Origin of the sequence: Paraprevotella xylaniphila YIT 11841 (assembly GCF_900683745.1) — a bacterium.
Taxonomy (GTDB): domain Bacteria; phylum Bacteroidota; class Bacteroidia; order Bacteroidales; family Bacteroidaceae; genus Paraprevotella; species Paraprevotella xylaniphila.
Window position 1 is genome coordinate 300,364 of record NZ_LR215980.1, and the last position, 25,281, is coordinate 325,644.

17 protein-coding genes and 1 tRNA gene are annotated in these 25,281 nt (G+C 46.3%); 16 read left to right on the plus strand and 2 right to left on the minus strand.

Going from position 1 to position 25,281, the window contains the following annotated elements; all coding sequences use genetic code 11:
• Positions 1-54: 54 nt before the first annotated feature.
• From recR to E0E47_RS01305, 5 genes are all read left to right on the plus strand, one after another.
• Complete coding sequence (recR, locus tag E0E47_RS01285) at positions 55-672, plus strand: recombination mediator RecR (protein WP_130892652.1); 618 nt, start codon at positions 55-57, stop codon at positions 670-672.
• Positions 673-684: 12 nt separating this feature from the next.
• Entirely contained in the window at positions 685-1,164 is a 480-nt protein-coding gene (locus tag E0E47_RS01290; protein ID WP_130892653.1) for a hypothetical protein, read from the plus strand.
• On the plus strand, positions 1,161-2,348 hold the full coding sequence (locus E0E47_RS01295; protein ID WP_008626233.1) for a glycosyltransferase family 2 protein: 1,188 nt from the start codon (positions 1,161-1,163) through the stop codon (positions 2,346-2,348). The genes E0E47_RS01290 and E0E47_RS01295 overlap by 4 nt, the downstream gene beginning before the upstream one ends.
• A 13-nt stretch (positions 2,349-2,361) precedes the next feature.
• Positions 2,362-2,883, plus strand: a complete 522-nt coding sequence (locus tag E0E47_RS01300; RefSeq protein WP_130892654.1) for a GNAT family N-acetyltransferase — start codon at positions 2,362-2,364, stop codon at positions 2,881-2,883.
• A 137-nt stretch (positions 2,884-3,020) separates the two neighbouring features.
• A tRNA-Asp gene (locus E0E47_RS01305) sits at positions 3,021-3,094 on the plus strand.
• A gap of 351 nt (positions 3,095-3,445) precedes the next feature.
• Here E0E47_RS01305 and E0E47_RS01310 read toward each other — a convergent pair.
• Both E0E47_RS01310 and E0E47_RS01320 read right to left on the minus strand, forming a co-directional pair.
• A complete protein-coding gene (locus E0E47_RS01310) occupies positions 3,446-3,850 on the minus strand; it encodes a hypothetical protein (protein ID WP_130892655.1) in 405 nt (134 codons plus the stop codon).
• 370 nt (positions 3,851-4,220) lie between these two features.
• Positions 4,221-5,192 carry a FimB/Mfa2 family fimbrial subunit gene (locus E0E47_RS01320; RefSeq protein ID WP_008626241.1) on the minus strand — a complete coding sequence of 324 codons (972 nt, stop codon included), beginning with the start codon at positions 5,190-5,192 and terminating at the stop codon, positions 4,221-4,223.
• Between the two features lie 370 nt (positions 5,193-5,562).
• Here E0E47_RS01320 and E0E47_RS01325 point away from each other — a divergent pair, with 370 nt between their 5' ends.
• From E0E47_RS01325 to E0E47_RS01375, 11 genes are all read left to right on the plus strand, one after another.
• Positions 5,563-6,825, plus strand: a complete 1,263-nt coding sequence (locus E0E47_RS01325) for a TolC family protein (protein ID WP_130892656.1) — start codon at positions 5,563-5,565, stop codon at positions 6,823-6,825.
• 5 nt (positions 6,826-6,830) lie between these two features.
• Positions 6,831-7,919, plus strand: a complete 1,089-nt coding sequence (locus E0E47_RS01330) for an efflux RND transporter periplasmic adaptor subunit (RefSeq protein ID WP_130892657.1) — start codon at positions 6,831-6,833, stop codon at positions 7,917-7,919.
• A 15-nt stretch (positions 7,920-7,934) separates the two neighbouring features.
• Positions 7,935-11,060: an efflux RND transporter permease subunit gene (locus E0E47_RS01335; RefSeq protein WP_130892658.1), complete on the plus strand. Its 3,126-nt coding sequence runs from the start codon at positions 7,935-7,937 to the stop codon at positions 11,058-11,060.
• A gap of 49 nt (positions 11,061-11,109) precedes the next feature.
• Positions 11,110-11,787, plus strand: a complete 678-nt coding sequence (locus E0E47_RS01340; protein WP_172604624.1) for a response regulator transcription factor — start codon at positions 11,110-11,112, stop codon at positions 11,785-11,787.
• 18 nt (positions 11,788-11,805) lie between these two features.
• Positions 11,806-13,149, plus strand: a complete 1,344-nt coding sequence (locus tag E0E47_RS01345) for a sensor histidine kinase (protein WP_130892659.1) — start codon at positions 11,806-11,808, stop codon at positions 13,147-13,149.
• Positions 13,150-13,356: 207 nt separating this feature from the next.
• Positions 13,357-14,880, plus strand: a complete 1,524-nt coding sequence (locus E0E47_RS01350) for an MFS transporter (protein WP_130892660.1) — start codon at positions 13,357-13,359, stop codon at positions 14,878-14,880.
• Positions 14,881-14,910: 30 nt separating this feature from the next.
• Positions 14,911-16,029: an endo-1,4-beta-xylanase gene (locus tag E0E47_RS01355; protein WP_130892661.1), complete on the plus strand. Its 1,119-nt coding sequence runs from the start codon at positions 14,911-14,913 to the stop codon at positions 16,027-16,029.
• A 72-nt stretch (positions 16,030-16,101) separates the two neighbouring features.
• The gene (locus E0E47_RS01360) at positions 16,102-17,073 is read left to right on the plus strand and encodes a glycoside hydrolase family 43 protein (RefSeq protein WP_008626255.1); all 972 of its coding nucleotides are present in this window, start codon (positions 16,102-16,104) and stop codon (positions 17,071-17,073) included.
• A gap of 13 nt (positions 17,074-17,086) precedes the next feature.
• Positions 17,087-19,141: an alpha-glucuronidase gene (locus tag E0E47_RS01365; RefSeq protein WP_172604625.1), complete on the plus strand. Its 2,055-nt coding sequence runs from the start codon at positions 17,087-17,089 to the stop codon at positions 19,139-19,141.
• Positions 19,142-19,389: 248 nt separating this feature from the next.
• Positions 19,390-21,948: a fasciclin domain-containing protein gene (locus E0E47_RS01370; protein WP_232038286.1), complete on the plus strand. Its 2,559-nt coding sequence runs from the start codon at positions 19,390-19,392 to the stop codon at positions 21,946-21,948.
• 29 nt (positions 21,949-21,977) lie between these two features.
• Positions 21,978-25,277 carry a SusC/RagA family TonB-linked outer membrane protein gene (locus E0E47_RS01375; protein ID WP_130892663.1) on the plus strand — a complete coding sequence of 1,100 codons (3,300 nt, stop codon included), beginning with the start codon at positions 21,978-21,980 and terminating at the stop codon, positions 25,275-25,277.
• Positions 25,278-25,281 lie beyond the last annotated feature (4 nt).

Below are 25,281 nucleotides of genomic sequence, written 5' to 3' on the forward strand. Positions count from 1 at the left end.
CTTTTTATTTGGCTTTTGGTTATCTTTGCACAAATTTATGTATTTTGATTGTAGATGAATCAACAATATCCTTCAGTATTATTAGAAAAGGCCGTAAATGAATTTGCGAAGTTGCCGGGGATAGGTTCGAAGACTGCCATGCGGTTGGTTCTACACCTGTTGAGGCAAGATGTACAGGCAGTTGAGAGTTTCGGACAGTCGTTGATTACGTTGAAGCGTGATGTGAAATATTGTTCTATATGTCATAATATCTCGGATACGGACGTTTGTGAAATCTGTTCGGATATGCAACGCGACCATTCCACGATATGCGTGGTGGAAAATATTCAGGACGTGATGGCTATAGAGAATACACATCAGTACAAGGGTGTTTATCATGTGCTTGGCGGAGTGATATCCCCGATGGACGGGGTGGGACCTTCTGACCTTCAGATGCAAACTCTAGTGGAACGCGTGGAAGACGGGGGGGTACGAGAGGTGATATTGGCTCTTAGTCCGACAATGGAGGGAGATACGACCAATTTTTATATTTACAGAAAATTGGAGAATGTAGCTGCACGTATCAGCGTGATTGCACGTGGGGTTGCGCAAAATGATGAACTGCAATATACGGATGAAGTAACGTTGGGACGTTCTATTGTGAACCGCGTAGTCTTTACGGGACAAATGTAGGAGAACAGAGAGATGGAGAATATTATTATAAAGAAACTCCGGTTGGAGTTTTGTTTTATTTTTATATGGGCGGCCGTACTTATAGGGCTGTTTGAGTGGGACGTTTGGACTGCCGGATGGGCTGTAGGAAATGAACTGGCAGATTACTATATCAATCTGACGGGAATCATCATGGTTATCGTATTGGTGCCTATGGCTCTGAAAATGATGTCGTTTAGAGTGGTGAAATCTTCTTATTCCGTAGGCTCTCCGCAACGGTCCGGTTTGAAATATAAAAGATGGAGTGAAGTTCGTATGGCTATGTTAGCTGTCACGGGATGGACGAACATCGTATTTTATTATTTGACATTGGACTCGACCGGTTCTATTTGTGCGCTTATTGCAGCTTTGGCTTTATGTTTTTGTTGGCCTTCCCGTGAAAAGTTTGAGAATGAAACGGGGTTGGAATTGAATCATGACGGTGTAAAGACAGAAAACCAAAGAAAGGCATGAAACTTTCAATCGTAATCGTCAGCTACAATGTGAAGTATTACTTGGAGCAGTGCTTGTGCTCTGTGGCACGGGCATGCTATGGACTGGATGCTGAAATCTGGGTGGTAGATAATGCTTCTTCCGACGGGTCGGTGGAATATATACGTTCTCGTTTTCCGGATGTCCATTTTATAGAGAATCAGGAAAATGTAGGTTTTTCCCGTGCGAATAACATGGCTATAAGGCAAGCGACGGGCGATTATATTTTATTGCTTAATCCGGATACAGTGGTAGGAGAAAACACATTGTCCGGATGTTTGCAGTTTATGGATGCTCATCCGGAGGCCGGTGCTACGGGGGTCGCTATGTTGAAGGATGACGGTGGTTTTGCTTGGGAATCTCGTCGGGGGCTACCTACTCCTTTTACGTCTTTTTGCAAAATGACCGGTTTGTGTGCGTTGTTTCCTCATTCGCGGCGTTTGGGACGTTATTACATGAGGTATTTGGATAAGAACAAGACCAATCAGATTGATGTCATCTCAGGTGCTTTTTGCATGGTGCGCCGTTCTGCACTTGATAAAACCGGACTTTTGGATGAGGACTTTTTCATGTATGGAGAAGATATCGACCTTTCTTATCGTTTGTTGCAATGTGGCTATAAGAATTATTATCAACCGTTGAGGATCCTGCACTATAAGGGAGAAAGTACGCATAAAAGCTCTTTCCGTTACGTGCATGTTTTTTATAAGGCTATGCTTATCTTTTTTGATAAACATTATCGTCGTTCGAATCGTTGGTTGACACCTTTTATCCAATTGGCTGTTATTGTCCGGGGAATCTTGGATTTGTGTATGCACCAGAAAGAGCGTTTGTTCGGATGGGCAGGAACAGGACGAGACCGCGAGGCTGACAAATCATATTTGTTTTTGGGACGTCCGGAAGCTGTAGAGTCGCTATGCAGATTGGGGCTTGAAAACAACTTGAAAATAGATTTTGTGGTAGCGGATGAATCGAACAAGCCAGACGGCCATCTTGATCCGTCTCTTTCGGTGAAGGCCTATGATTATGTCATATATGATACCGGGGCATATAGTTATGAGAAAATGCTATACCTGTTGTCTCTCGGGGCAGGACATACCCGGATACGGATAGCGACTTACTCTATGGATACATCTAAGTTGATAACGATGAATAACGTATATTAAAAAACGAAATACGATGATGTTTGCAGCAGATAATATACGGTTGCGTGCACTTGAACCGGAAGATTTGGAGTGGTTATATAGTATTGAAAATGATGAAGAGTTGTGGCAATGGGGGAGTTCGAATGTTCCCTATTCCCGTTATTCCTTAAAAACATATATAGCAGAGTCACGCCACGACATTTATGCCGATGGACAATTGCGTTTGGTTATAGAGACGGAGGATGAGCATTTGGTTTTAGGCTGTGTGGATTTGATGGACTTTTCTCCTCGGCATTTACGTGCGGAGATAGGAATCTTGTTATTTCCGGAGTATAGGGGGCGGGGAGTTGCAACCAAGGTATTGGGGATGCTTGTTTCTTATGCTCGCGAACATTTGTATATGCACCAACTTTATGCTATAGTTTCCCAAAAGAATATGAAAGCGCAACATTTGTTTGAGAGGTTCGGTTTCAAACGTGTATCTCTGTTAGAGGATTGGCTAAGGGACAAAGAAGAAGATTACGTATCAGCCTATGTCTATAGTTTCCGGTTGTAGTTTTCGTTTCGGCAAGAGCTTTAGTTTCAAAAAGTAGGTTTAGTATTTGAAAAAAGTTCGGAAGCTATTTGGCAAATTGAGATAAAGTCTTTACCTTTGCACTCGCAATCAGGAAATCGCCTGATTCCTCTTTTAAAGGTGCGTTAGTTCAGTTGGTTAGAATACATGCCTGTCACGCATGGGGTCACGGGTTCGAGTCCCGTACGCACCGCAATAATATTTCAAATCCCTTGAAAGTCAATCACTTTCAAGGGATTTTCTTTTTTGGGGGCTCAATCGGGAGACCAATCTGATAACAAAATCCAGGACGAGTTCAAGGATATCTATTGGATTTTAATCCAAGAACACCCGGAACTTACTGCAAGGGGATTTGTCGGTGTGGTTCATGGATGAATACCATAAACTACTTTCAGGGGACGTCCTGATGGGTGGTTAAAGCAAATCCTTAAATATAAGGAACCGAAAGCCAAAGCTAAGAAACAGGATAAAGATGAAAGCCGGAAGAACCGGGCAGAGGATAATCCGGATAATGTTGGTTGTTAAAGACGGCGGGCTGCTTCCATTATTTTACAAACTTGCGCACATTGTATTCTATCAGATATATGGCAATTTTCATCCCCAAATAGATACCGCAGGCAAGAGGTACGGTAAATGTAATGAAAGGGTTACCTACCGGATAACCAAACAACGCATAAATGACTGAGAGGATAACAAGTGCTTTTTCAAAGTAATAATAAAACCATAAGAAAGGTGTCAGACAAAGTTTGTCATGCCATTTATACAACAATAGTCTGTGACTTTTTTTCTGCAAATATGAACCGGATAAGAGTACAATGCACATTAGCGCAATGATTGTTCCGCTGAACCATGTGCCTGTAATTGTTTCTGTAAACTGGACTTTCAATATCAGTAACAGGCAGATGGCTATATTGGAGGCTTCGTTCAATAAATAAATCTTTGTCTGCATATATGTACTACTTAATGTTATGATTCGTTTTAAAAATACGTATGCGGTTAAATTTATAAAGATACAAACTATTTCTTATAGAGCCAAAATTCAGAGGCAAAGTCAAGCATGAAGTGCGTTCTTCCCCCAGGAAGTTTGCAAAAGGGTATTCATCCTTTATTCTGTGAAGTGCTATATAATAGTATGTTAATGTGTGTTTTGAAGGATGAATGATATTTTTTGAAAAACTCAGGGGGAAGGAATACGCGAAAGAGAAGAATAATACAGGGAAGCCCGTCTTAAAATAAAAGAGACCGGACTCAAAAGTATATTTTGAGCCGGTCTCTTCCTCCAACATCATTCAGGAACATTGAATGAAGTCAGGGACTCCTCAATCCACCATTGGAAATTCAATGGTTTCACTAACTTCGTTCCAGTTTTCGATTGTGAAGTCCCCGGTACTACCCCCAGATAAAATATCTCCTATCACGATGTTAAGGGTTAGACGCGTGTTTGCTGATAAAGTTGAATTCAGGTTACGTGACAGCTTGTGTACGCTGCCATCTTTCAACGTGATGAGTAATTCCAACGGAGGAGTTTCTGAGGATGGGAATACCATTACAGTGGCATTACTCATTTCCGTTCCGTCTTCCGAACGTTTCAGGTCAAATTTAATCGTCTTTGTCATGTCGGATGCTTCTGCTGTATAGAAGTTGATTTGGTTTGCGATATTTCCGATACGCACCTGCATGTTTGTAATGTTCGAACTGAAGATACCATTGTTTTTCTTCTTGACAATGACTTTCATACCGGCGATGACACGTTTAAGCGATGCTTTTAAGTCTTCTTCTCCTACTTTAGCCTCTTTCACAGCATATACGAGGTCATATACAGGGCGGTAAGTCCCGTCATTGTTGCTCCATAAACTGAAGTAAAGAGAGGATAAGTCTACGCCAATGCTGAAGCCTGGTGTATGGATAGCCGGAGTGTCATAAATAGGTTCCTCATATTTAGGAGTACCCCAGTATACCATGTTATATGTATTCATAGGCAAGTGGAGTTCCCGATTATGTTCACCTTCAAGGATATGCCCGTCTATGATATGGTAGTAGCCATAGAATGGTGTAAGATTGCCATTGACATAGTTTCCGAAATAGGTAGAAGTTCCTGAAATACAGGGGTAAATTTCGATGACGCCAGTCAGTGGGCTTTGATTAAGGGATTCATCAGCGACCGTGGCACTGATTCTTGGGGTTATCATCCTGGTTTCATTGAGAATTTTGTTGTGGTCATCGGATGAACATGATGCAGCCAGAACAAGGAGGCTTAATGCTCCCATCATAACATAATTTTTCATAACCATGTTTTTTTAGAGTGAATAAATAAAGATTGGAAACAGAGGAAATTTGGGGATTAGATTTAAATACACTTCATAAAAGAGGAGTATACCAATAGGGCGGTAAAGTGAATTATGGCCTTATGGAAAAATAATCGGTTGTAAAAAACTTATTTCTTTAATCTTAAGTTGTAAAGATAGGTATTTAAGAGGTATAATCCAAGTTAAAAACAGCCAATCTATATTTCTAAAACGTAATGAAGCTATTTTATACCTTGAGCAAACAGAAAAACTTGCATTCTAATTATATTCTAATTTCGTCTAAGTCCTTTATAATGCCTTTCACCTGTTATTCTGGTTGGAAGATTCTATTTTTGCACAAAAATTGAAAAGTAGCATGAAGGGATTACTGATTATCGGCTTGGCTTTTACTGTCTGTGATGCTTTGTATGCCGAGGAAGGCATGCCGGGGCTTTCGTTGCGGGAAGCGGAAAAGTGCTTTCTGGAACATAATGTGCAGTTGACGGCTCAGAGATATAATGTAGACCGGGCACATGCACAGGTGGTGCAAGCCCGTTTGTTCGACAATCCGGTCATTTCGTTGGAGCAGAATGTATATAACCGCTTGAACGGGAAATATTTTGATGTGGGCAAGGAGGGAGAAGCTGCGATAGAGATAGAGCAGGAGATTCCGATAGCGAGGCAGCGTAGTAAACGTATCAAGTTGGGGGAAATCAACCGTGAAGCGGCCGAATACCGTTTTGAAGAAGTGTTGCGTACCTTGCGGAGCGAATTGTACCGGAGTTTTGTGGATACGTATTACCAGTCACGTTCCATCAGGGTGTACGATCGTGAAATAACTTCGGTAGGCAAGCTCTTGCAAGCGGTAAGGGAGCAGGAGGGAAAAGGAAACATGTCCCGGATGGAAGTGTCGCGCCTGGAACTGTTTCTTTTGTCTTTGCGGAAAGAACGGCAGGACGCAGAACAGAAATTGGTGGAGATGAGAGGGCGGTTGAATTTGTTGTTGGGTGCTCCGGTCGGACAAGACCGGGAACTGGTATTGGACGAGAGCATATTGGAAAAGGTAGACCTGTCCGCTGTTTCGTTTACCGATTTGGGCACGATGTTGGATTCGCGTCCGGATGTGCGTGCGGCCCGTGCCGGAGTGCGTGCGGCAGAAGCGAATGTGAAATTGCAACGGGCGATGGCAGCTCCCGAGTTTTCGGTGAGAGGGATGTACGACCGTGCCGGAAATTTCATCAACGACTATTTTGCCATTGGTGTCACATGCTCCGTGCCGATTTTCAACCGTAACCAAGGAGAAATCAAATCGGCCAAACTGGAATTACTTCAACAAGGCAAAGAGGAGGAGTATGCTGTGGATAAGGCGGAAATGGAACTTTATTCGGCCTGCCATCAATTACGGAAGGCCGTAGAGCTTTACCGGGCATTCGACGGCCGCATGGAACAGGATTTCGAGCAACTCATGGAGGGCGTCAACGAAAACTTTTACGAGCGCAACATCAATATGTTGGAATTTATCGATTATTATCAGAGTTATAAAGAAGCTTGCCTGCAATGCTATGCGTTGCGGCGGGATGTGTTCGGGGCAATGGAGAACCTGAACACGGTTGTAGGACGTACGATATTTAAACTTTGAAAAGCATGAACAGTATATTTTTTCTTATAAGTTTAGGAGTGTTGGCAGGGGCTTGTTCCCGTTCTGCACAGGTGGCCGGTACGGAGGAGCCGGGAATGTTCCTTACAGGCAGTTTGAAACGCGTGGTGTCTGTCGATACGGTCCGTTGCCGGCCGGTGGCGGATGAATTGACGTTGACCGGCCGGGTGGCTTTCAATCCGGAAAAGGTGGCGCAGGTTTATCCTATATTCGGAGGGACGGTCGTGGAAGTACGGGCCGAAATCGGGGATTACGTGCGCCGGGGAGACGTGTTGGCCGTCATCCGTAGCGGCGAAGTGGCCGAGTATGAGAAACAACGCAAAGAAGCGCAACACCGGTTGGCTCTTGCTCGCCGCAACCTGCATTCCGTGCAGGATATGGCAGCATCCGGAATGGCTTCTGAAAAGGATGTCATGCAAGCCCGCAAGGAAGTGGGCGAGGCCGAAGCCGAGGCTGAGAGGTTGGCTGAAGTCTTTTCGATTTACCATGTGTCGAGTGGGGCCAATTATCAGGTCAAGGCTCCGCTTTCCGGGTTCGTGGTGGAGAAGCATGTCAATCCCGAAGAACAGTTACGCTCGGACGACGGTGAAGACATGTTCACGATTTCCGGATTGGAAAACGTATGGGTGATGGCAGACGTATATGAAAGCGACATCAGTAAGGTAGGCGAAGGCGATTCGGTGCGTATCACCACGTTGGCCTATCCGGAGGATGTCATTGCCGGGAGGATAGACAAGGTATATAATATGTTGGACGAGGAGAGTAAGACCATGAGCGTGAGGGTGAGGTTGGACAATCGCGATTATAAGCTGAAGCCGGGCATGTTTACCCAAGTCCGAGTCTGCGGACGGGGGACGGGCAAGGAACGGCTGTGTGTCCCTTCGCAAGCCTTGGTCTTCGAGAATGGCCGCTATTATGTGGTTACGGTGGCATCGGACGACCGTTTGGCGGTGAAAGAAGTGGAGGTGTACCTGCACTCGGATGAGGTCTGCTACCTATTCTCTGGGTTGACGGCGGGCGAGCGCGTCCTGAACCGTAACGTGTTGTTGGTTTATAATGCATTGAATGCTGGCTAGTCGGGAGGAAGGAGTATGTACAAGTTCATAGATAACATCGTGGCTTTTTCGCTGAAGAACAAGTTCTTCATATTTTTCTGTACCGCCGTGGCTGTGATAGCGGGGATTGTGTCATTCAAGCATACCCCTATCGATGCGTTCCCGGACGTGACCAATACCAAGGTGACGGTGATTACCCAATGGCCGGGGCGAAGTGCCGAAGAAGTGGAGAAGTTCATCACGATACCTATCGAAATCGCCATGAATTCGGTACAAAATAAAACGGATATACGTTCCACCACGCTTTTCGGACTTTCGGTTCTCCATGTGATGTTTGAAGATGACGTAGATGATTTCGTGGCGCGCCAACAAGTGTATAACCTGTTAAATGATGCAGACTTGCCGGACGGGGTGACACCGGAGGTACAACCGCTTTACGGTCCGACGGGGGAGATATTCCGCTATACGTTGCGCAGCGAGAAGCGGGACGTGCGCGAATTGAAGACTTTGCAGGATTGGGTGATAGAGCGTAACTTGCGGGCCGTCTCCGGTGTGGCGGACATCGTGAGTTTCGGTGGCGAGGTGAAAACATTCGAAGTAAGCGTCAATCCCCATCAACTGAAAAACTACGGGATTACGTCTTTGGAGCTGTTTCAGGCGATAGCCAATAGCAATATCAATGTGGGTGGCGATGTCATTACGAAAAGTTCGCAAGCGTATGTCGTGCGGGGTATCGGGTTGATTAACGACATGGAAGAACTGCGTAACATCGTGGTGAAAAATATCCACGGCATCCCCGTGTTGGTCAGGCATCTGGCCGAGGTACACGAGGCATGCCTGCCCCGTTTGGGGCAAGTGGGGCGTATGGCCGAAGACGATGTCGTGCAGGGAATCGTCATCATGCGTAAAGGCGAAAATCCGGCCGAAGTAATCGACGCACTGAAAGCCAAGATAGATCATATTAACAAGGAGGTCTTGCCGGAAGACGTGCAGATCGTGACGTTCTACGACCGGGAAAACTTGGTGAATCTTGCCGTCCATACCGTGTCGCGCAATCTGGTGGAAGGCATCTTGTTGGTGACATTCATCGTGTTGATATTCATGGCCGATTGGCGTACGACGGTGGTAGTGGCCGTGGTGATACCTTTAGCCCTGCTGTTTGCTTTTATTTGTTTGCGGCTCATGGGCATGTCGGCCAACTTGCTCTCCATGGGAGCCATAGACTTCGGTATTATTATCGATGGGGCGGTCGTCATGGTGGAAGGGATATTCGTGGCACTCGACCGGAAAGCCAAAGAAGTGGGGATGCCTGCTTTCAACTTGATGTCGAAAATGGGGCTTATCCGGCAGACGGCCAAAGAGAAAGCCCGCGCCGTGTTTTTCTCCAAACTCATTATTATCACTGCGCTGATACCCATCTTCTCCTTCCAGAAAGTGGAAGGGAAGATGTTCTCCCCGTTGGCATACACCTTGGGATTCGCTTTGTTGGGAGCTTTGTTGTTCACGTTGACCTTGGTTCCGGTCATGTCGTCCATGTTGCTGAAACGGAACGTGCGCGAGAAGAACAACTTCTTTGTGCGTTTCATCAACGGGAAATCCGTGGCCTTCTTCGATAAATGCCATGCCAGTCGTAAAATGTCCGTCGGCATTGCTGGTATCGTGGCCGTGGGCGGTCTGTGGATGTTTACTTTGTTGGGGACGGAATTCCTGCCCCAGTTGAATGAAGGATCCATTTATATCCGTGCCACTCTGCCACAGAGCATTTCGCTGAACGAGTCGGTACAACTGGCCAACAAGATGCGGGCCAGACTGGCCGCTTATCCCGAAGTGAAACAGGTGCTTTCCCAAACCGGGCGGCCGAACGACGGTACGGATGCGACGGGATTCTATAATATCGAATTCCACGTGGACATTTATCCCGAAAAAGAGTGGGAGAGCGGATTGGACAAGATGCAACTAATCGAGAAGATGCAGGAAGACCTTTCGATGTATCCGGGCATAGACTTCAATTTCTCCCAACCCATTACGGATAATGTGGAAGAGGCGGCTTCGGGGGTGAAAGGTTCCATTGCCGTGAAGGTATTCGGGAAGGATTTGTACCGTTCGGAAAAGATTGCCATGGAAATCGACAAGATTCTCGGTACGGTCGAAGGGATTGAGGACTTGGGAGTGATTCGGAATATCGGGCAACCGGAGTTGCGTATAGAATTGGACGAGGGACGTTTGGCACGTTACGGGGTATCCAAAGAGGATGTGCAGGCCATTATCGAAATGGCCATCGGCGGAAAGTCGGCTTCGTTGTTGTACGAAGATGAACGCAAGTTTAACATCATGGTACGTTATAAACCGGAATTCAGGCAGGACGAGGAAGAAATCGGGAAAATACTCGTGCCGACAATGGATGGGACGATGATACCCATCAAGGAATTGGCGGAAATAAGGACCATTACCGGCCCGTTGTTGATTTTCCGCGACAATCATGCACGCTTTTGTGCCGTGAAGTTCTCGGTGCGTGGCCGGGATATGGGAACGGCTGTGGCCGAAGCACAGGAGAAGGTGAATGCCTCCGTCCGTTTGCCAGAGGGGTACAGTTTGAAATGGACCGGGGATTTCGAGAACCAACAGCGAGCCACGAAACGTTTGTCGCAAGTGGTCCCGGTAAGTATCGCCATCATTTTCGTCATCTTGTTCATTTTGTTCTCCAATGCTCGGGATGCCGGTCTGGTACTGTTGAATGTACCTTTTGCAGCTGCAGGAGGTATTGTGGCATTGTGGGCTACTGGGTTTAACTTTTCGATTTCGGCCGGTATCGGTTTCATCGCCTTGTTCGGTATCTGTATCCAGAACGGCGTGATTATGATTTCGGATATCAAGCATAACCTGAAAGAACGGTTGGCATTATCGTGTGCCGTGAAAGAAAGTGTGCGTTCCCGTGTCCGTCCGGTGGTCATGACGGCTGCGATGGCCGCCATCGGTCTGATGCCGGCAGCCGTAAGCCATGGCATCGGTTCGGAGTCGCAACGCCCGTTGGCCATAGTCATCATTGGAGGTCTGGTGGGAGCTACTTTCTTTGCCCTGTTCGTATTTCCTTTGATTGTAGAGTTTGTCTATGGTAAAATGTTGTATGATAAGAACGGAAATCTGAAGCAAAGGAGTTTGTGACATGCAAAATCCGTATATTTGCAGATGAAATCCCATGGATGCGAAGATTATGGCAAAAATACTATTGGCGGAAGACGAACAGAACATCGCTTCGTTCATCAGGCGGGGCTTGCAGGAGTTCGGGCATGAAGTACAAGTGGCACACGACGGAGGCACGGCATGGGCTATGTTACAGGAAGGAGTTTTCGATTTGCTTGTGTTGGATGTCATTATGCCGAAGATGGACGGGCTTGAGGTTTGTCGGCAGTTCCGTTTGAAGGAAGGATACCATACACCGGTCATCATGCTGACGGCGTTGGGCACGACCGAGGATATCGTAAAGGGGTTGGATGCCGGGGCGGACGACTATCTGGTGAAACCGTTCAGTTTCCAAGAACTGGAAGCACGTATCAAGGCTTTGTTGAGGCGGGGAAAAGAACGTCCGGACAGGCAACTTTGGTGCCACGACCTCGTGTTGGATTGCGACACCCGTCGTGCACGGCGCGGGGATACGGTGATAGAACTGACTGTCAAGGAATACCGCCTGTTGGAATACTTCATGACCCATCAAGGGGTGGCGCTTTCTCGCCTGACACTCTTGAAAGACGTGTGGGACAAGAATTTCGATACGAATACCAATGTGGTGGACGTTTATGTGAACTATCTCCGGAACAAGATAGACCGTGAATTTGAGGTCAAGCTTATCCGCACGATTGTCGGAATGGGATATATCATGGGGGTACAGTAAAGCCGGGAAGGAAGAAGGATGAAGATCGGGTCGAAGATAGCTTTGTTTTATACCGTAATAACCGTCGGTGCCATTGCGCTGATTGTATTGGTGTTCTATTTCTTTACATTGAGATATATAAATAAGGTGTATGATTCGTATCTTTCGGAAAAGGCTTATCTGACGGCTCAAAAGTATTGGGAAAAGGATGAGGTGGACGAATCCCGTTACCGGGAAATACAGCAGAAGTATGACGAACTCTTGCCCCAGGCTTATGAAATCTTGCTGAATGCCGACAGTGTGACGGCCGTGGCAGACACCTTGGCGAAGTACCTCGACCGCCACCAACAGGCTCGGCTTTTCAAAAATGAACCGGTTACGTTCGTTTATGGGCATTTGCGGGGCGCGGCTCTTTATTATCCGGACAATGAAGGAAACTTTGTCGTTCTGGTGATGGCTTCCAACCATTATGGGCAGGACATACAGAAACATATATTGATGTTGGCGTTTCTCTTGTTGGCGGTGAGTTGCGGCTTGGTCTTCCTCATCGGGAAGCTGTATGCCAACCGGATTCTCCTTCCTTTGCAGCATTTACTGAAGGATTTGAAGCGCATACGTATCAACAATCTGGATGTCCGGTTAGAGACCTTCGGGAATAAAGATGAATGGGATGAACTCATTCGTGCGTTGAATGAGATGTTGGATCACCTGGACGCGGCTTTTCAGGCCGAGAAGGCTTTTATCAGCAATGCTTCGCATGAATTGAACAATCCGTTGACGGCAATTCAGGGCGAATGTGAAATCTGTTTGCTGAAACGACGTTCGACTAAGGAATACGAAGAGGCTTTGCAGCGCATCGCGGATGAAAGCCGACGTATCAGTATGCTGATAAAACATTTGCTGTTTCTTTCGCGGCATGACGAGGATATTCTGTGCCGGGGGGCAGAGAGGGTTGAATTGGCTGTTTTGTTGCAGGACTTGTGCCGGCAGTATGGACGGGTTCGGTTTGATGTTACGGGAATAGGTGCTGGGAGCGAACTGCGGGCCGATTCTCATCTCCTTCGAGTGGCTTTCCGGAACATTATAGATAATGCTTGCAAATATTCCCAGGAGGATGTGGAGGTTCGGATGGCACGTATGGAGGACGAGGTGAAGGTGGAAGTTCTGGACCATGGTATCGGTATACCGGAAGATGACATCAGATATATTTTTAATTCGTTTTATCGTGCCGGTAATGTTCGTGAATACCATGGACAGGGTATCGGACTGAGCTTGTCGATGCGGATTCTGAAGGTATACGGTGGCCGGATTTCCGTTGATTCGTGCCAAGGACAGTATACGAAGGTGACGGTAATTTTTAAGGTTTCGACAAAAACGAAGTAGGCCTCGTATCCGGAGGGGCCGTCACTGTTTTCTTGAATGTTTCTTCCAAAAACGCAAAAAAAGCCTGTTTTTTGCAGTTTTTTCCCGATAATGTTTCATTTTAAAAAGTATAGATTACATAACCGAAAATGAATCTCGGGTAAAATTTGTTACTTTGCAGCGTGGTGAAGTGATGAAAAACTATTTAAAATATAATAAAGGAACATTATGGATAAAATTTTAGGGAAAGTGCCGATAGGCGAGAAGATTGGTTATTCGTTGGGAGATGCCGCAGCCAATCTTGTTTTTCAGATGATGATGATTTATCAGTTGAAGTTCTACACCGACGTGTTCGGACTTGAAGGGGCGATAGCTGGTACCGTGCTTCTGATTGCGCGGATAGTGGATGCCTTTGTCGATCCGGCTGCCGGCATCTTGTCGGACAAGACACAAACGAAGTGGGGGAAGTTCCGGCCTTGGGTCATTTGGACCGCTCTCCCGTTCATGGTCTTTTATGTGTTGGCTTTCTACAATCCGGGGATTGAAAATAAGACCTTGGTCGCCGTGTATGCCGGTATTTCGTATGTGTTGCTCATGTCTCTCTATTCTTTTAATAATACGCCTTATAGTTCGTTGGGTGGTGTGATGACGGGGGATATGAAGGAGCGTACGAGCATTACTTCTATTCGTTTCGTAGCTGCCACCGTAGCACAGTTTGTGGTGCAAGGGCTTACGCTTCCTTTGGTACATAAATTCGGTCGTGGCTCGGGGGCGGACGATGCACAAGGATGGCTTTCTACCATTACGATTTTTGCGGTGGTGGGATTTATCTTTCTGGTCGTGGCCGGTTTTTCGGCTAAGGAACGTATTGCTCCACCTGCATCCCAGAAAATGGATGTCAAGAATGACATTAAGGGATTGTTTGCCGATGTGTCATGGCGCTCCATGTTTATTCTGACGTTGTTCGTGTTCATCACTTTGGCCATGTGGGGATCTGCCATGTGCTATTATTTCCAACATTATGTTGACCCGCAGGCGTTGGGGGCTTTTCTTGACAGGCTTGGATTGGTGAAAGAAGAAGGTGCCGCGTTGGGAGCAGGGATGCAGATTTTGGATTCTTTCAGCTTGTTGGCTACTCGGGGGGCAGACGGTAGCATTCCCTCAGCAGAGTCTTATTCCATCGGGCTTTCCGTATTCAATATGGCCGGTGCACTCGTGCAGTTGATAGGAGTGATTACGCTTTCCGAGTTCCTGGCGAACCGTTACGGCAAGAAGTCTACGTTTATTGTATGTTTAGGACTGACGGCCTTGTTTACGGCGGCTTTCATGCTTCCGGACAAGGATGATGTGGGGCTGATTTTTACCTTGGGTATTTTAAAGAGTTTGGCGTATGCGCCTACGGTACCATTGCTTTGGGCCATGATTGCCGATGTGGCCGACCACATGGAATATGTGAGCCATCGAAGGGCCACAGGGCTTTGTTTTTCCGGGGTGGTGTTCGCATTAAAAGCCGGGTTGGGCGTGGGAGGAGCCGTGGCCGGTTTGATTCTCTCTGTATTTGGTTATGTAAACGATGCTGCTGCCTCCCAATCGGCAGACTCGTTGTTCGGTATCCGGATGGCCTCAAGTATAGTGCCCGGTTTGTGTTTCGGTGTGGGAGTGGTGGCTCTTTTCCTCTACCCTATATCCAAGACGCTGAACGAAAAGATGCAGGCTGAATTGGCACGGAGAAGGACGAATGATGGTAAATGACGTTTTATTAATTTTTTAAATAGGTCTATTATGAAACGAAGTGTTTTTTTACTGGCAGCGGTAATGGCGACCATTGGGGTTTTTAGTCAGAAAGCTACTACCATGCGAGAAGCTTTTGCAGACAAGTTTCTTATCGGAACAGTCTTGAATACGCGGCAGGTGGTGAGCCGTGATAAGGCTTTGCAGGCTTTGATTAAGGATAATTTCAGTGCTGTGGTGGCAGAAAACTGCATGAAAGCCGAAGTGCTGCAGCCGCAAGAAGGTGTCTTTAACTTTAAGGACGGGGATCGTTTGTGCGATTTGGCGGAAAAAAATGGGCAGGTGGTTACTGGCCACTGCTTGATATGGCATTCTCAAGCCCCTCGGTGGTTTTTCAAGGACAAAGACGGTAAGACTGTGAGTCGTGAGGTTCTTGTACAGCGGATGAAAGACCATATATATAAGGTAGTGAGGCATTACAAAGGACGTGTCAAAGGTTGGGATGTGGTCAACGAGGCCGTTGAAGGCAACGGTGAACTACGTAAGTCGCCTTTCTACAAGATTATCGGGCCGGACTTTATCCGTTTGGCTTTCCAGTTTGCCCATGAGGCAGATCCTGATGTGGAGCTTTATTACAATGATTATGGGATGGATTCACCTCGTAAACGAGAGGCTGTGGTACGTATGGTCAAAGACTTGAAAGCTCATGGTTGCCGTATAGATGCAGTGGGGATGCAGTCACATGTGGCATTTAACACCTCTCTTGGTGAATATGAAAAAAGCATGGAGGCTTTTATCAATGCCGGGGTCAAGGTCTTGGTGACAGAATTGGACCTTAGTGTATTGCCTTGGCCGAAAGGGAACTATGGTGCCGCTATTGAGACAAATTTTGATTATAAGAGAGAAATGGATCCTTATACTGATGGGTTGCCTGCGGAGAAAGCGAAAGAATTGGATGATTTTTATATAAAGCTTTTCGATATATATTTACGCCACAGCAAGGACATCGGAAGAGTAACGTTCTGGGGAGTGACTGACGGGGATTCTTGGAAGAATAATTTTCCAGTGCATGGCCGTACGGATTATCCTTTGGCTTTCGGTCGTGACATGAAGCCCAAACCCTTTGTGCGTACCATTATTGAGATGGCACAGTCGGGGAAGTATGATTGATGAGGTGATTTTAGGAACAAGTAGATTGTATATAATATAATAAGGTGTAACCATTCATTAAATATTTGTATCATGAAGAAAAGATATTTGATACCGGGCGATTATATGGCAGACCCGTCGGTACATGTGTTTGAAGGCAAAGTGTATATTTACCCCTCCCACGATTGGGAAAGTGGCATACCCGAGGACGATTGGGGGGCGCATTTCGACATGCGCGACTATCATGTATTCTCGTTGGAAGATGTGATGGAAGGAGATGTGACAGACTATGGTATGGTTCTTGACAAGACGGACGTACCTTGGGTGAAGCGTCAAATGTGGGATTGCGACTGTTGCGAAAAGGATGGGAAGTATTATCTTTATTTCCCTGCCAAAGACCATACGGATATCTTCCGTTTGGGAGTGGCTGTCAGCGACACGCCTTACGGGCCCTTTGTACCGGAGCCGGATCCCATCAGGGGAAGTTATTCCATAGATCCGGCCGTATTCAAGGATGATGACGGTCAGGTGTATGTTTATTTTGGGGGACTGATGGGCGGTCAGCTTCAGCGTTATAAGGATAATAGTGCTTTGGAATGTGCGGAGTTTCCGGCTGATGGTGAACCGGCCATACCTTCCCGTGTGGCACGTCTGGCGGAAGACATGAAACAGTTTGCCGAAGAGCCGCGTCCCGTGGTCATTTTGGATGAGGACGGAAAACCTCTGAAAGCAGGCGACCATGACCGCCGTTTCTTCGAAGCTTCATGGATGCATAAATACAACGGGAAGTACTATTTCTCTTATTCCACAGGAGATACGCATCTTTTGTGTTATGCCATCGGTGATAACCCATACGGTCCGTTTGTTTACCAGGGGGTAATTCTTACTCCGGTTGTAGGATGGACTACCCATCACTGTATCGTGGAGTACAAAGGAAAGTGGTATTTGTTCCATCATGATTCTATGCCGTCGGGAGGGCGTACGTGGTTGCGTAGCCTGAAAGTCTGTGAATTGCGTTATGACGCAGATGGAAAAATCGAGATGATAGAAGGAATGGATGATTAACGGTTTGGGCAGGATGAAAAACTGGTTGTGGATTATAGGCTTGTTTTTCGTGCTTTCGCTCCATGCAGAGGATGGCCATCGGCTATGGCTCCGCATGGAGCGAAATGCGCTACCGGCTGATGTCTGTCTGTCGGAAAGTACGGAACGGACGGCAACTTTGGATATTGCGTCTCGTGAATTGAAAGACTTTTGGAAAGGGGAGGGGCGTGTGCTTCTTCGTGTCTCTAAGGATGGGGTTATGAGGGATGGTTTTACGATTTGCAGGAAAGGTCTGGACGTGGAGCTTTCTTCGGCATCCGACAACGGCGTGCTTTATGCCGCCTATGATTTGTTGCGTAGACAGCAGGCCGGAGATTTACTGTCGGATGGTGTGGCTGTGACAGAAAGACCTTCTTACGACATTCGCATCCTGAACCATTGGGACAATCCCGATGGGACGGTAGAGAGAGGTTACGCAGGACGTTCGGTATGGAAGTGGGACGAGCTGCCCGAAACGGTTTCCCCATTGTACGAGGAATATGCTCGTGCCAATGCTTCTGTCGGCATTAACGCCGTGGTGCTCAATAATGTGAACGCCAAACCTCAGATGCTTTCCACCGGAATGCTTCGTAAAGTAGCGGTTATTGCCGAAGTGCTGCGCCCGTATGGCATAAGGACTTATTTGTCGGTGAACTTTGCTTCCCCGAAAGCCCTTGGGGAACTGTCTACGGCCGACCCGTTGGACGAGGATGTACAACGGTGGTGGAAGAAGAAGGCTAAAGAAATCTACCGTCTGATTCCCGATTTCGGCGGTTTTTTGGTCAAGGCGAACAGTGAAGGGGAACCCGGCCCACAAGATTACGGGCGGACGCATGCCGATGGGGCCAATATGTTGGCCGACGTGCTCGCTCCCTATGGGGGATTGGTGATGTGGCGGGCATTTGTCTATCAGGCGGAAAGTCCCGACCGGGCATGCCAGGCATACGAGGAGTTTATGCCTTTCGATGGGCAATTCCGTGATAACGTGATTGTACAGGTGAAAAACGGGCCGATAGACTTTCAACCCCGTGAACCTTTCAGCCCCTTGTTCGGTGCCATGCAACACACACAGGTTATGCCGGAGTTCCAAATAACCCAGGAGTATTTGGGACAGTCCATTCATACGGTATTTTTGGCAACGATGTGGAAAGATTGTTTGGATGCCGAAACTTATCGGGTTGGGGGAGGAACTGTAGCAGATGTCACACAGCATCGGGTCGGCATTCATTCCCGGTCGGCCGTGGCGGGAGTGGCCAACATCGGGGATGTGGTCAATTGGACCGGAAACGACATGGCACAGGCTAATTGGTATGCTTTCGGTCGTTTGTGTTGGAATACCGAACTGTCGGCGGAACAGATTGCCGAAGAGTTTCTGAAGCAGACTTTCTCAACTGATGAACATTTCATCGAACCGGTGCGCCAGTTGCTTTTACGTTCATGGGATACGGCGGTTAGCTATATGATGCCGTTGGGGTTGCACCATATATTTGCTTTCGGGCATCATTACGGACCTGAGCCATGGTGTGCTCCTCCTGATACACGCCCGGATTGGTTGCCGAAGTATTACCACCGGGCCGATACGGTAGGAGTTGGTTTCGATCGCACGGTACGGGGGTCGAAGGCCGTTTTGCAATACCATGAACCGTTGGCTACGCTTTACGGAGATTTGGAAACATGTCCGGAAGAATATCTTTTATGGTTTCATCACGTGCCTTGGGAGTATGTGATGCGGAACGGTTTGACTTTGTGGGATAACCTCTGTTACATTTATAACAGCGGAGTCGAAGATGCCCGGGAGTTTGTGGATTTGTGGCAGAAAGTTCAACCGTATGTCGACACGGAGCGTTACGAAGCCATACAGATGCGATTCGAGCGGCAAGCACTTGATGCGGAATGGTGGCGGGATGCTTGCCTGCTTTATTTCCAACAGTATTCCCGTCGGTCGATTCCGGCCGATTGTCCTCCTCCGGTACATGATTTGGAGGAATTGATGGAATTCAGGTTACATTTGGACAATTATACGGCAGCTGATATGGATAAATTACCATAATTCATAGGAAATGTTACAAAGAACATAGAGAATGTAACATGAGGGCATTAATGCTTTTTTGAGTTACAAAAGCGGGAAAGACCTATCCAACGGGCTTTTTCGCTTTTTTTGTAGGTATGTAACAAAATAAAAGGAATATGATACATGAGCGAAAATGACTTTCAGTTTTATGCTGTAATTTAGCACCCGATAACGAGAGTTTCGATTTATTTTTAAATGAAGTAATAACACTAATAAAATAATCTAATATGAGTGCAAGGAAAAACAGAAGAAGATTCGCTCCTTTTTGGGCTAGCTTGGCATGCTGTGCCTTGGGTTGTGTCTACTCCTGCAATGATGGCTACGATTTGATAGATGAAGATCCGGCGTGGCTAGGCAGTAGTATTTACGACTATTTGAAGTCGAATGGGAATTACACCAATGTAGTGAGAATGATTGACGACCTTGGTTATACTGAGGTTCTTGCCCGTACGGGTAGCAAAACTCTCTTCGTGGCTGATGATGATGCCTACGCACGTTTCTATAATAGTGGAAAATGGGGCGTGAGAAGTTACGAGGAGTTGTCCATGGCGCAAAAGAAGCAGTTGCTTTATGGCTCAATGATTAACAATGCTTGCCAGGTAGCTTATTTGTCCAGTTCCACAGGCCCGACAGAGGGAGACTGTATGCGCCGTTTGACTTCGGCATCGGCATACGACACTGTTCCCGTACTTCGGCCGATTGATATGCCGGATACAAAGTATTGGGCATATTACAAAAATTCAGGTAAGACTATCCCTTGTTTGGCAGATATGACCACGGCGCCTATGATCCATTTCATTGAGGCTTATTTGCAGAACCGTCGTATTTCCAATGACGATTGTAATTTCCTCTTTAATTACGCCACGGAGCGTAAGCCGGGTGATGCCAATGTGAATGGAGTGATGATGGTAGAGCAAAACATTCGTTGTTCTAATGGCTTTGTACATAAGATGGGAGATGTGATGACCCCGCTTCCTAATTTGGCTAATGTCATTGCGGGGATGCCACGCGCACAACAATTTTCAAAGATGTTGGATCGTTTTTCAGCACCTTATTATGATGAATCGTTGACGCAGGAGTATAACCGTTTGTATGGCACCAGTTATGATTCCGTTTTTCAGAAACGTTATTTTTCAGAGCGTTCACAAAAAGGACAACCTTTGAATTTGACACAGAAGGAAGAACCGGTGGAGGCGATGCTGAAATTCGACCCGGGTTGGAATGAATATTATTCCGAGTTGAATGCCAGTGTCTCTACGGATGTCCTTTTGCAACAAGACATGGCTGTCATGCTTGTGCCAACCGACGCCGCACTTACGGATTATTGGGAGAATGGTGCCGGAAAAGTATTGAAAGATAGGTATGGGACTTGGGAAAATGTGCCAGACAAGGTGCTTTCGAAGCTATTGAACGTAAACATGCTTAATTCTTTTTCCAATTCTGTTCCCAGTAAATTCAGCACAGTGTTGAATGATGCGAATGATGAACTGAAGATTAAAAAGGAAGATGTGGATAGCGTGTTCTTCGCTTGTAACGGGGCTGTTTATTTGACGAATAAAGTGTTTAGTCCGGTAGCCTATATATCCGTGTCGTTTCCGGCCTTAGTCAATGAAACTATGAATATCATCAATTGGGCTATTGAACAGTATGATTATGATGTATATCTGAATTCGCAAAATTCTACTTATAGCTTCTTCATTCCGACGAATCAAGGACTGCTGACTTATGTCGATCCATGTTCTTTTGGCAAGAATCAGACTCAGGTCTATGAGTTTCATTATGATGAGAAGGCCCAGACGGAAGCAGAGAAAGTACGGGCTTTTATCTTTAACTATGACGTGGAGTCTGGGACAAGGCTTGATTCGATAGGTGAAGCTTCGACGACTCAGATACGTGACCGTTTGACGGATATTTTGGAAACACATATTGTGGTTGGTAATGTGGAAAGCGGGGAAAAGTATTATAGAACAAAAGACGGAGGTACGATTTTTGTAGAAAATGCAGGAAAGCCTAATATGACCGTTGCCGGAGGATGGCAGGTGGAACATGGTGAAAAGTTGCCTGTTGCACAAATTTATAAGGAGGAAAACGGTAAGGCTTATATATTGGAGGGCTCGCTTATACAGACCGCCCAGAAATCTGTTCCCGATTTACTGAAAGAACATGATGAGTTTTCGAAATTTTACGAATTGTTGGAAGGTTCCTCTATCATGTCAAATGTTATTTCGACAGGAAGTGGTGCAGATGCACCGTCTTATGCTTGTCCAAGTCCGAGTATTACATTATTTAATACGTTCCATTATACGGTATATGTACCGACTAACGAGTCCATACAAGCTTTACACGATGAAGGAAAGTTGCCGACTTGGGATGAGGTGGAAGCTGAACAGGACGAGGATGAAAAAGAGAAGATGACAGAGCGAATTGAAAAATTCCTTAAATACCACATTCAGGACAATTCGTTGTATATCGGTCAGGGAAAGATTGCCGAAGCTGACTATGAAACCTCAGCTTATGAAATCAATGGGGCGGATAACACCATTTCTTATTGTCGTTTGACAGTGGAGGGTGATGACAGTCATCTGACAGTAAAGGATGCGGCAGGGAACAAGCGCAACGTGTTGAAAAATGGCGGCCTTTACAACTTGATGGCACGTGAATACCAGTATAATACTGCAGACGTGGCCTCAGCTTCGGAGATTTATACGACTTCTTACGCTGTGGTGCATCAAATAGATGGACCGTTAATGTGGGAAAAGGATGCTGAAACGGGGAATATGGAATAAAATGTCAAACCAAATAATACTATAAATGAATGAAAACCCTATATCGACATATTATGTTAGGTGCGTTTGTCGCTTTGCCTTTGATGGGTTTTGCGCAAGCACCCGGGACGATGATTAGTGGTACTGTCTCTGACGATATTGAGCCATTGATGATGGTGAATGTGGTCGAAGTAGACGAGGCAAACCGTATCGTGGCTCATGGTGTAACGGACATCAATGGAAACTTTTCTTTCCGCATTGTGGATCCGAAGCACCGTCTGAAGATTTCGTACGTAGGCTATGCCACACAACTTATCCCTATTAAAGGGACACGTTACAATATAAAGTTGAAGAGCAACCTGCAATTAAAAGAAGTGGTTGTGAAACAGAAACGTGTAATACAATCCAGTGGTTTGGCCATACCGGAACGCGAAGTGTCGGTGGCTCATCAAACTATTGATGCTAAAGAATTTGAAGGATTGAGCCTGACGAGCATCGACGAGGCTTTGCAAGGTCGTGTGGCTGGTTTGGATATCGTGTTCAATTCCGGTGACTTGGGTGCCGGTACGACCATGCGTTTGCGTGGAGTCAGTTCTATCAACGGTAATACCCAACCTTTGGTGGTCGTAGACGGTAATGTGTTTGAAAGCGATTACTTGTCCGGTTTTGATTTCGCTTCGGCCACAGAGGAGCAGTATTCTGAGCTGTTGAATGTCAATCCGGACGACATCGCCAGTATTACGGTGTTGAAAGATGCCGCAGGTACGGCCATTTATGGTTCGCAGGGAGCAAATGGTGTGATTGAAATTAAGACAAAGCGTGGGGCAAGGGGGAAGACGAAAGTGACTTATTCCTATGCGGCTACGATGACTTACCAACCCAAAGGCATGCGCATGCTGAATGGTGACCAGTATACTATGTTGATGAAAGAAGCGTATTATAATCCTGCATTAAGTGATGCTTCGTCCAACATACCGGAATTCAATTATGATCCGTCGTTTGCGGAATATGAGAATTACAACAACAATACGGACTGGGTGGACGCTGTGACTCAAGTGGGTTGGTTGCAGAAACATTATGTGACACTCTCTGGAGGTGGTGAGAAAGCTGTATTCCGTATCTCTGCCGGTTACGACCACCAGACAGGTACGGTCATTGCCCAGAAGCTTGACCGTTTTACGACGCGTGTGGCCTTGGATTATTTTGTGAGCGACCGCATCAAGATTGTGACGAACTTTAACCTGACGTATCAGGATAATCAGAAGAACTATGATGATTTGTTGAATATTGCTTACCGTAAAATGCCGAATATGTCTATTTATGAGCAGGATGCTTATGGTAACAATACTTCAAATTACTATCACATGTTGCCGACGGCATCTTCCACATTCCGTCAGGATAAAGATCAATACAGTTTGGTGAATCCGGTGGCTTTGGCATACGAGGCCACGAATGATGAGACATTGTATAAGATGCAGCCCGAGTTCCAATTGCATTATAACCTTTTGGGCTTGGATGAGACCAAAACACAGTTGAAGTATGAAGGCAAAGTGTTGTTCAATATTGAGAACAGGTATACTGACAAGTTCTATCCTTCCAGTTTGGTAACAGCCGGATGGACGGACAAGAATAACAACAAGGCTTCATCAGAGGCATATAAGGGGCGGGCTATCACGACGACACATCGCTTGACGTTTATTCCGCACATTATGAATACCGACCATTCTTTCATGGCGATGGCACAGTTCCAACTGACGGATGGTGATTCCAAGAAGCAGTCTAATTCTGTGTATAACCTTCCGACAGGAAGCATCCAGTCGCCTACGGCAGACGGCTTGATATCCGATATGTCTACGTCGGCAGGTCAATGGCGAAGTATTTATATGACGTTTTCAGCCCATTATGCGTTTAAGGGCCGTTATATTGCAGACTTTTCTATTCGTCGGGACGGTACGACAAAGTTCGGTGATAACAAGCGTTGGGGAACTTTCCCGGCTCTGTCTTTCCGTTGGAATGTGGTAGATGAGCCGTGGATGAAAGGCACGCAAAAATGGCTGTCCATGCTTTCGCTTCGCCCGGGATGGGGGCGTGTGGGTAGCCAACCTACGGATGAATATCTTTTTTTCTCGAAGTATACGGGTACGGATTCCTACAACGGAGCCAATTCTATTTATCCGAGCAATATACGGTTGAGTAATTTGCAGTGGGAAGAGAAAGAGACATGGAACGTGGGCTTCGACCTCGGTTTGTTCAACAATATGATTACGGCAGATTTTAATATCTATACCCAAATGACATCCAAACTTTTGATGCGTGATGTGAAGCTTCCGTCATCGTCCGGATTTTCATCGCTTTCTTGGACTAATGTAGGAAAAATGCGTAATAACGGTTGGGAGTTCAATGTCAATGGGACGGATGTGGTCAAGGTCGGTAAGTTCAGATTGGGTTTCAACGTGACGTTCGCCAATAACAAAAACGAAATCGTGGAGATGGAGCCTACGGCATTGTCCAATCTTAATAAAGACTTCGATAATAAAAATGGTTCTTATCTGACCCGAATCCAGCTCAATAATCCATTTGGAGCCATATACGGTTTCCGTTATAAGGGTGTATATCAGTATTCCGATTATTCGGAGGTGGAAGTTCCGGGTGTAAGTGGTCCGAATGCTCCGGTAGCTCGGGATGAGAACGGTAATGTGATTCGTGACAAGGCTGGGTTCACCATTCCGATGGTATTCGGTTATGATAAGACGACGAATACAGAATTGTATGAGTTCCAGGGCGGAGATGCCATTTACGAGGATATTAACCATGATGGTAATATCAATGAGTTGGATATCGTTTACTTGGGTTCTTCTTTGCCTAAGATTACCGGTGGTTGGGGACTGAAGCTTTCTTATGGTCGTTGGTCGCTCAATGCGCAATTTAACTTCCGTGCGGGGAACAAAGTGATTAATGAAGCCAGGATGAATGCAGAGTCCATGTATAATAACAACAATCAGGCCGCTTCTGTGAATTGGCGTTGGCGTACGGAGGGGCAGGTTGCGGAAATTCCCCGTGCTTTGTATAACAAGGGATTTAATTATTTGGGTAGCGATCGTTTCGTGGAGGATGCTTCCTTCATGCGTCTGAATTATCTCTCTTTGGGATATTCTCTGAATCCCAAATTGTTGAGGCGGATTGGCGTGAACTCATTGAGTATCAATTTGAATGCTAGCAATTTGTTCTGTCTGACAAATTACTCGGGGGCAGACCCGGAAGTCGGATATGGTGGGATGAGTGTGGCCACGGATGGAGCCAAGACACCGCGTTCGCGGCAGTTTACGGCACGTGTGCAGATAGGTTTCTAATATT